Genomic DNA, 13,487 nt, shown 5'->3' on the forward strand with positions numbered 1-13,487 from the left:
GGATGCGATCGCCGGCCGGAGATGTCACGGTGGGACGTCCCGTCGTGCTGGCCGTGCCGGAGGTCGTGCGCGGCCCTGGACGCCCCATGCGGTGGCCGGACGACTCGTCCTCCGGACGCCGCTGCCCGGCCGATGGGCTGCGGTGGCCGGAAGGTCGCGGCCCGCGGACCCTGCCGGGTCGGCCCCAGCCGGCCGGGCTGGCCGCGTGCGCCGCCCCGCGAACGGTCGGGACAGCACGCACGACAGCAACGACGGCGCCCGGTCCGGGCGCTGTCATCACGCGCGGACGACGCTCAGGCGCCGTTCACGCCGGAGGAAGAACGAGGTGAGCGTGAGCGCCATTCACGCCGAGCACGTCTACAAGGTCTTCGGCCGACGGTCCGCCGAGGCCGTCCGACGGCTGGAGGAGGGACACAGCCGCGAGGAGGTCCGCCCCCTGGGGACGGCCGCCGTCGCCGACGCCAGCTTCGAGGTCCGCAGCGGCGAGACGTTCGTCGTCATGGGCCTGTCGGGATCGGGGAAGTCGACGCTGATCCGGATGCTCAACGGGCTCCTCGCTCCGACGGCGGGCACGATCTCCGTCGACGGCCGCGACATCTCCGGCATCGCGCCCGCCGAGCTGCGCGAGATCCGCCGCCGGAAGGTGTCGATGGTCTTCCAGCACTTCGCCCTGCTGCCCCACCGCACCGTGCTCGACAACGCCGCCTACCCCCTGGAGATCCAGGGCGTGGACCGGTCGAGCCGGCGCGACAAGGCCGCGGAGGCGCTCGCCATGACGGGCCTGGCCGGGTGGGAGGACTCCTTGCCGTCCCAGCTCTCCGGCGGCATGCGCCAGCGCGTCGGCCTGGCCAGGGCCCTCGCCGCCGACACCGACATCCTCCTCATGGACGAGGCGTTCTCCGCCCTCGACCCGCTCATCCGCCGCGAGATGCAGGACCAGCTCGTCGAGCTCCAGGCGAACTTGGGCAAGACGATCGTCTTCATCACGCACGACCTCAACGAGGCCATGTACCTCGGTGACCGGATCGCCGTCATGCGCGACGGCCGCATCGTCCAGATCGGCACCGCGGAGGCGATCCTGAACTCCCCCGCCGACGAGTACGTCGCCCAGTTCGTCGCCGATGTCGACCGCTCCCGCGTCCTGACCGCGAGCTCGCTCATGACCCGGCCGGTCGTGACCGTCCCGCTGTCCGGCGGACCGTCGGTGGCGCTGCGCGCCCTGCGCGAGGCCCAGGTCTCCGCCGCCTACGTCCTCGACCGGCGCCGGGTCCTGCACGGGTCGGTCTACGACGACGAGCTGCTCGCCGCCCACCAGGAGGGCCGGGAGAGCCTCGACGGGCTCGTCCACCCGGACTCCTCCGCCGTCGGACCCGACGCCCCGCTGTCGGAGATGTTCGCCCCGGCCGCCGAGGCGCGGCTGCCCCTGGCCGTCGTCGACGAGCAGAACCGGCTCCAGGGCGTGGTGCCTCGCGTGGCGCTGCTCGAGGCGATGGCACCGGCCCCCGCGACCGAAGGAGCGACCCGATGACCTACCGCATCCCGCTCGGCGACTGGGCCGACTCCTTCGTCGGCTGGCTCACGTCGGCCCTCGGCGCGGTCTTCGACCTGCTCGGCGCCGTCCTGCGAGGGTCCTACGACCTCGTCTTCCCTGTCCTGGCCACGCCCCCGTTCCTGGTGGTGGCCCTCGTCCTCGCCGCGGCGGCGTTCGCCGCGAAGGGCTGGCGCCTCGCCGTCGGCAGCCTCCTCGGGTTCGCCGTGATCCGTGGGGTGGACCAGTGGGACAACGCCATGGCGTCGCTGGCACTGGTGCTCGTCGCCAGCGTCATCGCCCTCGCCGTCGGCATCCCGGTGGGCATCTGGGCCGCGCGCAACGTGCGGGTGTCGGCCGCCGTGCGCCCCGTGCTGGACTTCATGCAGACCATGCCGGCGTTCGTCTACCTCATCCCCGCCGTGGTGCTCTTCCGCGTCGGGGTGGTCCCGGGGCTCGTGGCCACGATCATCTTCGCCCTCGCCCCGGGGGTGCGCTTCACCGAGCTCGGCATCCGGCAGGTCGACGGCGAGGTCGTCGAGGCCGGCCACGCCTTCGGCGCGACCCCCGGGCGCATCCTGCGCCAGGTCCAGCTCCCGCTCGCCCTGCCGACCATCATGGCCGGCGTCAACCAGGTGATCATGCTGGCGCTGTCGATGGTCGTCATCTCCGGGATGGTCGGCGCCGCCGGGCTCGGCCAGGACGTGGTCCAGGCCCTGCAGCGGGTCGACATCGGCCTGGGCTTCGAGGCAGGGCTGTCCGTCGTCGTCCTGGCCATGTACCTCGACCGCGTCACCGCCGCCCTGGGCGACCGATCCCCCGTCGCGCGGGCCCTCAAGGTCCGCGCGGCCGCCTGACCCGCACACCAGACCGTCGAGCGCACCCGCGCTCAAGGAAGGAAACACGATGATGAACATCAGCGCGCGCCGTCGGGGCGCCGCCATCGCGACCGGCACCGCCCTCGCGCTCACCCTTGCCGCCTGCGGCGGGACCGACGCGGAGTCCGGCGCCGACGGCACCGGGAGCGGGACGGACGCCGGCCCCATCACGATCGGTGTCCACTCCGGCTGGGACGAGGGCATCGCCGTCTCCCACCTGTGGAAGAACATCCTCGAGAGCGAGGGGCACGAGGTCACCCTCGAGACCGCCGACGCAGGTGTGGTCTTCACCGCCCTCGCCGAGGGCGACTACGACCTCAACTTCGACACGTGGCTGCCCCTGACGCACGCCTCCTACATGGAGCAGTACGGCGACCAGCTCGAGGAGCTCGGCACCTGGTACGACGACGCCAAGCTCACCATCGCGGTGAACGAGGACGCTCCGGTCGACTCCCTCGCCGAGCTCGCGGAGAACGCCGACGCGTTCGACAGCCGGCTCGTGGGCATCGAGGCGGGCGCCGGGCTGACCGAGACCACCCAGGAGGCGGTCATCCCGACCTACGGCCTGGAGGACATGGAGTACCTCATCTCCTCGACCCCGGCCATGCTGGCCGAGCTCGACTCCGCCACCGCGGCAGGGGAGAACATCGCCGTCACGCTGTGGCGTCCGCACTGGGCGTACGACGCCTACCCGATCCGGGACCTCGAGGACCCCGAGGGCACCCTCGGCGACGCCGAGGAGATCAAGGTCATGGGGACCGCGGGCTTCTCGGATGACAACGCCGACGTCGCGGGCTGGATCGAGGGCTTCACCCTCACCGACGAGCAGCTGTTCTCGCTCGAGAACATCATGTTCAACGAGATGGGCGGCGAGGACAACGACGCCGCGGTCGAGGCCTGGCTGGAGGGCAACCCCGACTTCGTCGAGGGCATCACCGGCTGAGGTCGCTCGGCCGCCGGCGAGGTCCGGCCTGACTCCGGCCCCGGGCCCGGCCCCCGGAGTCCGGCCCGGCCCCCCCGAGGCCCGGCCCGGCTCCGCCGAGGCCCGGCCCGGCTCGGCTCGGCCGAGGGCCGGCCCGGCCCGGCACAACGCAGAAAGTTCTGTACGGATCATCCGTACAGAACTTTCTGCGTTGTGACCAGACGGCGCCCCTCCGGCGAAGCCGAGGCGGACCTCCCGGCCATGCCGAGGCGGACCTCCCGGCGATGCCGGGCCAGCCCCGTGATGCCGAACCCCTCCACCGCTAGGCGTCTGAAGGCACCGATATCCCCAGCCGCGCCCCAGCCGCCCCGGTGGGGGCCGCCACCACGGGACGGTTTCCTCGTGAACGCCGACGTCGACGCCATCGACCGCCTCGCACGACGCCAGGACGCCGTGCTCTCCAGGCGCCAGCTCATCGATCTCGGCGCCACCCCGGACTGGATGAGCCGGCGCGTCACCTCGGGCCGCTGGCTGCGGCTCCACCCCGGGGTGTACCTCGTCCACACCGGCGCCGCGCCCTGGCGGTCGCGCGCCCGTGCCGCGCTGCTCTACGCCGGTAACGGGGCAGCGCTGAGCCACACCTCGGCGGCGTTCCACCACCAGCTGCTCCCGGAACCCGGCAGGACGGTCCACGTCAGCGTTCCCTCGACGCGCCGCGTCCGCCACCAGCCCGGCCTGCGCATCCACCACCGGGACGACCCGCCCCCGTCGTGGGGTCGCCTGCGGGCGACCTCGCCGATCTCCACCGTCCTGGACCTCGTCGCGGAGACCACGAGCCGGCCCGACGACGTCGTCGCCCTCGTCTGTGCGGCCGCCCAGCGCAACGTCGACCTCGCTGCACTACGCCGGGCGGCGCGCGCCCGCGGACGACTTCGGCACCGAGCGCTCATCGAGGAGCTCGTCCCGCTGGTGGACACCGGGATCGAGTCCCCGCTCGAGTTCCGCTACCACGCTCTCGCCGGGCGCCACGGGTTGCCGCAGGCGGTCCTGCAGGTCCGGGAGATCCTCGACGGGCTCTGGCTCCGGGCGGACTGCCGCTACGTGGGTCTGGGTCTACGGGTCGAGCTGGACGGGCGCCTGGCTCATCCGCACGGACGGACCGACACAGACGTCTGGCGGGACAACGCCGTCGTCGTCGCCACCCGTGAGATCACGCTGCGGTACCGGTGGCGGCACGTCGCGCTGGCACCGTGCGCTGTGGCGCGCCAGGTTGCTCTCGCACTGGTCTCGCTGGGCTGGGCCGGTCGACCACGGCCGTGCTCCCCCACCTGTGCCATCGACGGTCAGCAGAGCCTCGTACCGAAGAGTCCGTCAGGCAGGGCCTGACGGACTCTTCTGCTTCTCACATCGGGCGGCCGGTCGCGTGCATGCCCGCCGGACCACCTGGTCGCCGTCGACGTGGTCAGTCGGCCTGGTCCGTGAGAGGACTGACCGCCCTGGCCTCCGCCTCGAGCAGGATCGGGACGCCGTCGCGGACCGGGTACGCGAGCGTGTGGATCTCCGAGGTCGAGACGAGCTCGGGCTCGCCGTCGGGGCCGACCGCGTCGACCAGCTCGGCTCCGGTGACGGGGCAGCGCAGGAGCTGACGCACCCAGGGGTCGATCGTCGCGTGGGTCATGCCGGGGGCTCCTTCGTCGGGCGGTCGGGTCCAGGATAGGGCCGCCACGGGCGGCAAGCCGGCACGGCGCGGGGGACCCGCGGCACGGCGGCACCGTCGGCACGGTCGGCGCGGCGGCACGGCGGCACGGTCGGCACGGTCGGCACGGCGGCACGGTCGGCATCGTCGGCACGATCGGCACCGTCGGCACGGTCGGCATCGTCGGCACGATCGGCACCGTCGGCACGGCGGCACGGTCGGCGCGGGGACGGCGTCGGCACGGCGCAGGACGGAGCCGTTCCGGGGCTGCCGGTGGTCGGACGCCTACTCGCCGTCGCCCTGCAGGACGCGCAGGTGGCCGCGGCGGCCGATCTCGTGGTCGGCGGGCTGGGGCAGGTGGTGCGTCACGGGTGCGGGGACCGCCGACCCGGGACGCTGCGCCGGCCTGGTGTGGTGCGGGCCCGACCTGGACGCCTCGCGGACGGCGTCCGCGAGCGCCACGAGGTCGTCCTCGGAGGGGGCGGCGGGCACGAAGTCGCTCGCGAGCCGGACCACCTGCCACCCGCGCGGGACGGTGAGGCGCCCGGCGTGCGCATCGCACAGGTCGTAGGCGTGCGGCTCCGCGCTCGTGGACAGCGGCCCGAGGACGGCGGTGGAGTCCGCGTAGACGTACGTGAGGGTGGCGACCGCCGAACGGTCGCACGCGGACCTGGTGCACTGGCGGACGGCTCTCACAGCAGGCGACGTTACCGCCTCACGACGGCGGGCCGAACCGTCCACGCCGTTACGCTCGTGCGCGTGAGCTCACTGGTCCCCGTGCCCGGCATCCCCCCGCGCCGCGGCGCCCACCGGCGCGACCGGCACGGGCGCGGCCTGCGGGGGCCGCTCATGCCCCCCACGCTGCCCGCCTGGCGGACCCGGGCGGACCGCTTCGACGACGTCGTCATCCGCAACGTGGAGCGGCTCGAGCGCCGCTGGGCGAAGCAGCTCAAGGGCGTGGAGTTCGCGGTCGAGGAGGTCCCGCCGTCCGACCCGGCGCCGTGGGAGCACCGCACCGTGGCGTTGGGGCGGTACTTCCCCGCGGACCCCGCGGCCGGGCTGAGCCACCGTGTGGTGGTCTACCGGCGCCCCGTCCTCGGCCGCTGCGAGGACACCGAGGAGCTCGACCAGCTCGTCCGGGTGGTCCTCGTCGAGCAGGTGGCCGGGATGCTGGGCCGGGGACCGGAGGAGATCGACCCGGAGTACCCGCGAGAGGACTGAGCCGCCGCCGTACGATCCCCCTGTGGGGGCCACGTTCAGCATCGACCCGGTCACGCTCCGCGAGGTGCCGGACGACCCGCGCGCCGCCTGGCGGCACGTCCGCGAGCTCGAGGCCGGCGGCGAGGCGGGTGACGGCGACCGGGTCGCCTGGCTGCGGATCCTCGGCGACCTCGACGCCGCCGAGGAGCTCGGCAGACGGGTCCTGGTGCGGGCGGGCGGCCCTGGTGCCGGGGACCCGGACCCCACCCTGCCCTGGCGCGCGGTCGCGCCGGCCCTGCGGCTGGGCCAGGTGCTGCAGTGGCAGGGGCGCCACGTCCCCGCCGAGCAGCTCATGCGAGCGGCGGTGGGGGCGGCCGGCGCCGCGGCGCGCGCCCACCCCGACGACCGCCGGGCGCTCGCTCTCCTCGCCTACGCGGAGCAGCACCTGGGCAAGGTCCTGCTCGACCAGGGCCGCGACCGCCACGCGTGGTCCTGCCTCCGTCGCGCGCTTCTCATCCGGACCGGGACCGGCGCACCGGCGGAGGAGGTGCTCTCGAGCCGGCTCGCGGTCGCCGTCGCGGCGGAGCACGTCGAGCGGGCGGAGCACACACACCGGTCCCACCGCTCCCCCGTCGACTAACCGCGGTAGGCCGCCGTGAGGAGCTCGCGCACGTCCGCGGTGCCCACCGGCCGAGGGTTGGCGAGCGGGAGGGCGGCGCAGAGTCGGACGACCGCCTCCTCGAGCTGGTCCCGGCGCATGCCGAGCTCCACGAGCCCGCGCGGCGCGCCGACCTCGGCGCACAGGCCGCGCAGGCCCAGCACCGGGTGGTCCGCACCGAGCGCCCGCGCCACCCGGGCGGCCGCCGCGGGGACCGCCGGGGCGTTGAACGCCAGGACGTGCGGCAGGACGACGGCGTGGAGCTGGGCCAGCGGGAGGTCGAAGGTGCTCGTCAGCAGGTGGCAGACCCGGTGGTGCAGGCCCGTGCCGGTCACCGACCTCGCCGTGGCGGCGACGAAGACGCCGTAGAGGAGCTGCTCACCCGCCTCCTGGGAGGTCCCGGCCCACGTGCCGACGGGGTCGGCCACCTCGTCCTCCGGCTCCCGGCCGTGCGGGGCCGCCGCGCGTCCACGCAGGCCGGCGGCGAGGGCCGAGACCGCCTCGTCCGCCAGGACCGAGCTCACCGGGTTGGCGCCCGGCGCCCAGTGCGCCTCGACGGCCTGCGCCACGGCGGTCAACCCCGCGCCGACCGCCGCCGTCCACGGCTGGACGTCGGTGAGGTCGGGGTCGAGCACCACGGAACGGGGCAGCACGGCGGGGTCGGTGCCGGTCTCCCGGCGGCCCGCCGACATCGTCGCCCACACGGGTGTGAGCTCCGTGGCGGGATAGCCGGTGGGCACGGCGAGGATCGGCAGCCGGGTCTCCCGGGCGACGATCTTGCCCGTCCCGGTGGCGGCGCCGTCGCCGAGGGTGAGGACCCCGTCGGCGCGCAGGTCCCGGGCGAGGGCGACGGCACGCATGGCGGCGGCGAGCGGCACGTGCGGCTCCGCCCCGGCGAACCGTCCGACGACGGCGTCCGCGAAGCCGTCGGTGACCTCGTGTGCGGTCGCCTCGTGGACCCGGTCGGTGACCACGAGCACGCGCTGCATGCCCAGGTGCTCGACCTCGCCGACCAGCGCGGTGCGCGCCGTGCCCCGCCCGAACACGACCCGGGCGGGCCTGGTCTCGTACCGGAACCGCACTGCTCGCTCCCCGCCGTCCGGGCCCGCGGGCCGGGGCCCTCCTGACCGACGTTAGCGCACGTCGACGCGCACCGAGCGGGCCGTGTGCGGGTCCGGCGAGGCGGGCAGCACGGTGATGAGCTCGCCGTCGGCGGACTCCGCCGTGAGGACCACCGCGGCGGCGACGCCGGCGTCCGCCGACATGACCACCGCGACGCCCTCGGCGATGTCGGTCGCGGTCGTGGACCGGGCGGGCACGGTGACCTCGACGACGTCGCCGGCGTCACCGCCGACCGGTGTCAGCTCGACGTCGACGTCGTCCTCGCCGGGGTTGGTGAGCGTGACCGTGGCCGGTCCGGCCAGGCTGCCCAGGCCCGGCAGCGGCAGCACCGCGGAGGTGAGGAGCTCCGACGCCGCCGTCCACGCCCGGTCCACCGGTGCGGTGTCGGGGTCGAGGTCCCCGGCCGTGCCGGTCCGGGCGAGGACGACAGCCCCCGTGACGGGGACGTCGGAGTCGATCTCGACGGCGTAGACCCCGCCCTCGATGCCGTCGAGGGAGAGGTCGAGCACCGCGCCCGGGTCGAGCACCACCGCGTCGGCACCGGGCACCTGGACGGCGCCGTCCTCGCCGAGGAGCAGGACGCTCGCCGTCGCGGTCTCGTCGCCGGGGTTGACCAGACGCACGGCGGACGTCGCGACCGCCCCGGGGGCGGCACCGTCGAGGACCACGCCGGGCACGACCGTCCGCAGGGCCGGCGCCGCACCCGGGGTGACCGTGTCGATACCGGCCGCGACGAGACCGTCGAGGCGGAGGTCCTGGATGCTCGCGGTCACCTCGCCGCCGGCGGCCTCGACCCGCAGCGCCAGGGCGGGGTCGGCCGACGCGACGCCCTCGAGCAGGATCGTGGTGCGCTCCCCGGGGGCGACCGTGACGCCGCGCAGGCGCGGCGCGTCCGCCAGACCCAGGGAGGTCCAGAGCGTGGCGTCGACCGTGGCCGGCGTCTGGCCGCTGTTGGTGAGGACGAGCGCCGAGCTCTGCCCGAGCTCGGTCGCCCCGCCCACGAGCCACGAGGTCGTGGCGGGTGCGAGACACGGCGTGGCGACGAGGCCGCGCAGGTCCCCGGCGTCGGTGCGGGTGAGCGTGGCCCCGGCCACCAGGGCGCTGGTGGTGCCGGCCGGCCGGGCACGGAGCACCCCCGGCCCCGGCGGGTCGGTGACCTCCAGGCGGCGCACCGCCCCGGCGCGCTCCAGGCCCACCTCATCCCCGTCCAGGGGCGAGAAGGACGCCTCGCCGGCCGCGGAGTCGTCGCGCGGGAGCGACAGGACGTCCAGCACGGTCTCGGGCACCACGTCGGAGGGGTCGACGTCGGGGTCGACGGACATGCCCTCACCCGTGGTGAGCTCGGGCGGCCCGGCGCACACCTGGGTGATCGTGCCCGGCGGTACGGCGACGACCGGCACGTCGAGGGCGGCCGTCGGCGCCCCGTCGGCACGGTCACCCAGGACGACGATCCCGGCGGCCGCGCCCACGAGCGCGAGGGCGGAGGCCGTCAGCCCGACCACCCGCAGCGCGGAGACCTTCCGGCTCGGCGTCGCGGCCGAGGCGCCGCCCTGGGAGGAGTCGGCCTCAGCGGGCGCCGGAGCACCACCGGCAGGCTCGGCGTCGGTCTGCTGGGCGTCGACCTGCTCGGCGTCGGTGTGCGCGGCGTCGGTGTGCGCGGCGTCGGCCTGCGCGGCGACGGTCTGCTGGGCGGACTCCCCGGTGGCCGCCGACGGCTCCGGTGGCTCCGGCCCGGTCGTCACCTCGGCGTCGTCGCGCGACGTCGCGGGCTGCTCGGGCTGCTCGGGCTGCTCGGGCTGCGCGGGCTGCTCGGGCTGCTGACGCTCCTCGTCACGCTCGTCGTCGGCCATCAGTCGATCTCCCCTCGTCGCCGTCGCACGGGCAGCGCGAGCAGGGCGGTCAACCCGAGCACGATGCCCTGGGCCCAGGTCCAGAACCCGCCCAGCGGGGTGACGTACCCGACCGTGAGCGTGCCGGTGTGCGCAGGCAGCTCGAAGGCCTGGCGCCAGCCGTCCGTCGTCGCGCGCAGCGGCCGTCCGTCGTACCAGGCCTGCCAGCCGGCGTCGGCCCGCTCGGCCAGCACGAGACGGCGGCCCTCGGGACCCGACGCGAGCTCGGTACCGATCTTGACCACGCCCGCGTCGACGTCCTGGACCCACGCGCCGTCGGCGTCGACGACCCGCGCGCGGGCCACGGACTCGGCGGCGCCCGAGCGCGCCGCGTCGGTCGAGACGCGCCACACCACACCGGCGGCGTTCTCGGTCACCCGTTCCAGGCCCGCGGTGGCGTCCAGCCGCGCGACCAGCGCGGTCCGCTCCGCGCCCGTGGGCTCGGTGCCTGGAGGCACGTAGCCCGGCTCCGGCGGGACGACGACGACGCCGACGGCGTGCTCACCGAGGGCTGGACCGACGTCCTCGGTGGCCCCGGCGGCGAGCGCGGCGACGACCGCGGCGAGCGCGGCGTCCGCGGCGTCGGGGTCCGATACATCGTCGGCGGCGGACGCCGGGTCGTCGCCGGGCGCGGCGTCGGAGGCGGAGTCCTGGGACCCCGTGCGGGTCTCGACCGCGGCGAGCTCGCGCAGGTCGGCGGCGGAGGAGGTCTCAACGAGCTGGGGCCCGGGTCCGCGCCAGAGCTCCGCCCGCAGGCCGTCGGCGGTCGGGACGAGGGCGAGGACGCGTGAACGCTGCCCGGAGCGCTGCATCTCCCCGGCGACGGCGGGAACGGGGTCCGCGGTGCGGGCCGTCACCGCGAGGAGGGCGGTGGGCTCGCCGAGCCCGGCCCGGACGGCCACGAGCCAGCCGCCCACCGTGGCCAGCGGGCCGAGGACCGCCAGCACGGTCAGGGCCGCGGCGACGACCTGGCGCCAGCCGAAGCTCCGCCCGGCCAGCGTGGTGCGCAGACCGTCCCCGCCCGCCACCGCGGCGAGCAGCATCCCCAGGACCACGAGGGACAGGCCCGTGCCCGGCCAGCCCGTCACGACCTGGGACGAGCCGTCGAGGGAGGAGCCGACCGCGACGCCGGTGCGCGCCGAGAGCACCGCGACGCCGAGCCCGGCGACGACGAGGAGCCAGCCGGCCCGCACGGCGCGGGCGCGGGCCGTGCCGCGGACGAGCGCGACCAGGGCGAGGGCGGTGAGGACCGCCCCGCCGGCGAGCAGCCCCCACGTGGCGAGGAAGCCGGCGACACCGTCGCCGGCCAGCCCGGGGAACGCCGGTGGCCGCACGGGCCAGCCGAGCACCCCGAGCCAGGCCGGCGCCTGCCCGGCGGACCAGGCGCGGCCCGGGTCCGACACGAGCAGCCGCCACGAGCCACCGGCGACGTCGGACAGCGCCGCCACGACGGTGGGGGCCAGGAGCACCAGCGCGGGGAGCGGGACGGCCAGGACCAGCAGACGGCGCCGCGGGACGACCACCGCGACCACGGCGAGGACGAGGAGGGACGTGGGCAGCAGGACCGGGGCCCCGGCGGCCGCGACGGCCAGGGCGAGCGCCGCGCCGGCGGCAGCGGCGACCGACCCCGCGGCCGAGCGGCGCGCGACGACGCCGGCCTCGGGCGGTCCGGCCAGGACCCGCGGCTCGGGCTCGTCACCGGTCACCCGCGTCGTGACCGGCACCACCCGCCGGGCACCGACGAGGCCGGGCAGGACGATGTCTCGCCGGTTCACCCCCGCGGCGCGGGCGACGCCGAGCGCCACCCAGGGCAGGGCGAGGTGGGCCAGCAGGGCACCCACCCGGCCCTGACCGACAGCGAGGAGCAGCGGCGGGGCGAGCGCCCAGCCGGCGGCGGCCCACGCGCGCAGCGCGACGGCGCGGGTGGCCGCCCCGGCCGCGAACCACGCCCCCGCGCCGGCCAGTGGCAGCGCCAGGAGGACGAGGACGGAGAGGAGGACCGACGTGCTGGCACCGAACGCGGCGAAGGGGAGCTGGAGGGCGGCGAGGACCTGCCACAGCGCGTCCGGCGGCCCCGGCGTGCCGTCCCCGCCCGGGACCCAGCCGCTGCGGGCCACGCCCCACAGGTCACCGAGGCGGGTGTCGGCCGGCAGGAGTGCCCCGCCGGTGAGGGCCCCGCCCTGGACGACGGGCAGGAACGTCACGAGCGCGACCGCGGCGAGGACGACGGCGACGACGGCACCGACCACGCGGCGCCGCCGGGCCAGGGCCGCCCGCTCGGCGATCTCCAGCTCGCTCGGCGCCTGGGCGGCGCGGCGCGCGGCCGTCGCCTGCCGGCGCACGTCCCGCTTGGTCCGGCGGATGTCCGCGCCGGTGGCCTGAAGCGGCGCGAGCGCGCGGGGGGACAGGCGCCGGGTCCGGCCGGCGGTGCGGCGCGCACGCCACAGCGCGCCGGGCGCGCCCAGGACGGCGAGCGCGGCGCCGATCTCGGCGGCAGCCAGCCCGAGCTCCTTCGTCGCGATGCGCCACAGCGCGCGCAGCGGGGCGAGGATCACCAGGCCGAGGAGGAGGAACGGCACCGCCGCCGCCGGTGCGGCGACGAGGGCGTTGTGGAGCTGGGCCCGCCGGCGGGCCAGGAACGAGCGCCGCGGGTCGGGCCGGTCGGGCGACGTCGGACCGCCGTCACCGCGCAGCCCGAGGAACGACGCACGCGCATGGTGGACCACCGCCGTCGGGACCACCACGACGCGGTGGCGGGCCAGGCGCGCGCGGCGCGAGAGGTCCAGGCCGTCCCCGAAGGGACCCAGCACCGGATCGGGGCCGCCGAGCTCCTCCCACACGTCCGACCGCACCAGCGCGCCCGCGAGGCCCACCGCCAGGACGTCCTCACGGTCGTCGTGCTGGCCCTGGTCGATCTCCCCGGGCTCGATGTCCGAGACGCGCCGGGCGGAACGGGTCGCACGCACGCCCACCTCGAGGAGCCGGTCGGGCTCGGCCCAGTCGCGCTGCTTCGCGCCGGCGACGGCGACGGATCGCCCGGACTCGGCGGCGTGCAGCAGCTGGTCCAGCGCGGCCGGCTCGGGCGCGGAGTCGTCGTGGAGGAGCCAGAGCCAGTCGGCGGCCGCAGCAGGGTCGGCCCGCCCCTCCCCGACCGCCCGGATCTCACCGGTGGTGACGGGGTTGAGCTCGCCGGTCACGCCGGCCCACGGACCGCCCGGGGCGAGGGTGCCCTGCCCGCTCAGGCCGCCGTCCCAGCCGCGCCGGTGTGCCCGGCGCGCCGCGCGCTCGACGAGCTCGCGGTAGGCGACGAGCCCCAGGCGGACCGCCTCACCGAAGGTCGTGGCCTCCGGGGCGCGAACCACCCGGACGCGGGTGACGGCCTCCAGCCCGGCATCGGTGACCGCCTCGTGCACGGGGATCCCGGTGCCGAGGTCACGCCCCGGGGCGCCCACGTCGACGACGAGGACGACGTCGGGGGCATGGGTCTGCCCCGCGACCGCAGCGAGCGTGCGGGGCAGGTAGACGGAGACGCCGGCGCTGACCACCACGGCGAGGGTGGCGGGGCGACGGGCCTGGTGGTGCGGTACCGCCACG

The 13,487-nt window shown here is 76.3% G+C and carries 11 protein-coding genes; 6 read left to right on the top strand and 5 right to left on the bottom strand.

Features of this window, described 5'->3' with window-relative positions; all coding sequences use genetic code 11:
- The first annotated feature begins 331 nt into the window (after positions 1-331).
- The 4 genes from EDD32_RS01475 (at position 332) to EDD32_RS01490 (ending at position 4,714) form a co-directional block, all read left to right on the top strand.
- Entirely contained in the window at positions 332-1,528 is a 1,197-nt protein-coding gene (locus tag EDD32_RS01475) for a quaternary amine ABC transporter ATP-binding protein (protein ID WP_123913985.1), read from the top strand.
- Positions 1,525-2,385: an ABC transporter permease gene (locus EDD32_RS01480; RefSeq protein ID WP_123913987.1), complete on the top strand. Its 861-nt coding sequence runs from the start codon at positions 1,525-1,527 to the stop codon at positions 2,383-2,385. The genes EDD32_RS01475 and EDD32_RS01480 overlap by 4 nt, the downstream gene beginning before the upstream one ends.
- A gap of 49 nt (positions 2,386-2,434) precedes the next feature.
- The gene (locus EDD32_RS01485) at positions 2,435-3,349 is read left to right on the top strand and encodes a glycine betaine ABC transporter substrate-binding protein (RefSeq protein ID WP_342771386.1); all 915 of its coding nucleotides are present in this window, start codon (positions 2,435-2,437) and stop codon (positions 3,347-3,349) included.
- Positions 3,350-3,730: 381 nt separating this feature from the next.
- Positions 3,731-4,714, top strand: a complete 984-nt coding sequence (locus EDD32_RS01490; protein ID WP_123913989.1) for a type IV toxin-antitoxin system AbiEi family antitoxin domain-containing protein — start codon at positions 3,731-3,733, stop codon at positions 4,712-4,714.
- Between the two features lie 76 nt (positions 4,715-4,790).
- Here EDD32_RS01490 and EDD32_RS01495 read toward each other — a convergent pair whose 3' ends face one another.
- Together EDD32_RS01495 and EDD32_RS01500 are read right to left on the bottom strand one after the other, a co-directional pair.
- Entirely contained in the window at positions 4,791-5,006 is a 216-nt protein-coding gene (locus tag EDD32_RS01495) for a Trm112 family protein (protein WP_123913991.1), read from the bottom strand.
- Between the two features lie 303 nt (positions 5,007-5,309).
- Positions 5,310-5,720: a DUF3499 domain-containing protein gene (locus EDD32_RS01500; protein WP_123913993.1), complete on the bottom strand. Its 411-nt coding sequence runs from the start codon at positions 5,718-5,720 to the stop codon at positions 5,310-5,312.
- Between the two features lie 63 nt (positions 5,721-5,783).
- Between EDD32_RS01500 and EDD32_RS01505 the strand changes: the two genes are divergently transcribed.
- Both EDD32_RS01505 and EDD32_RS01510 read left to right on the top strand, forming a co-directional pair.
- On the top strand, positions 5,784-6,245 hold the full coding sequence (locus tag EDD32_RS01505; RefSeq protein WP_246005921.1) for a metallopeptidase family protein: 462 nt from the start codon (positions 5,784-5,786) through the stop codon (positions 6,243-6,245).
- Between the two features lie 22 nt (positions 6,246-6,267).
- Entirely contained in the window at positions 6,268-6,864 is a 597-nt protein-coding gene (locus tag EDD32_RS01510) for a hypothetical protein (protein ID WP_123913995.1), read from the top strand.
- On the opposite strand, the gene EDD32_RS01515 is transcribed toward EDD32_RS01510, so the two are convergent.
- From EDD32_RS01515 to EDD32_RS01525, 3 genes are read right to left on the bottom strand one after another with little or no spacing between them, the layout of a single operon-like run.
- Positions 6,861-7,964, bottom strand: coding sequence for an iron-containing alcohol dehydrogenase (locus tag EDD32_RS01515; protein WP_123913997.1), 1,104 nt, complete (start codon positions 7,962-7,964; stop codon positions 6,861-6,863). The two genes, EDD32_RS01510 and EDD32_RS01515, sit on opposite strands and share 4 nt — an antisense overlap.
- A gap of 51 nt (positions 7,965-8,015) precedes the next feature.
- Complete coding sequence (locus tag EDD32_RS01520; protein WP_123913999.1) at positions 8,016-9,854, bottom strand: DUF5719 family protein; 1,839 nt, start codon at positions 9,852-9,854, stop codon at positions 8,016-8,018.
- Positions 9,854-13,486, bottom strand: coding sequence for a glycosyltransferase (locus tag EDD32_RS01525; protein WP_123914001.1), 3,633 nt, complete (start codon positions 13,484-13,486; stop codon positions 9,854-9,856). Before EDD32_RS01525 ends, EDD32_RS01520 begins: the two co-directional genes overlap by 1 nt.
- Position 13,487 lies beyond the last annotated feature (1 nt).

Source organism: Georgenia muralis, assembly GCF_003814705.1.
GTDB lineage: Bacteria > Actinomycetota > Actinomycetes > Actinomycetales > Actinomycetaceae > Georgenia > Georgenia muralis.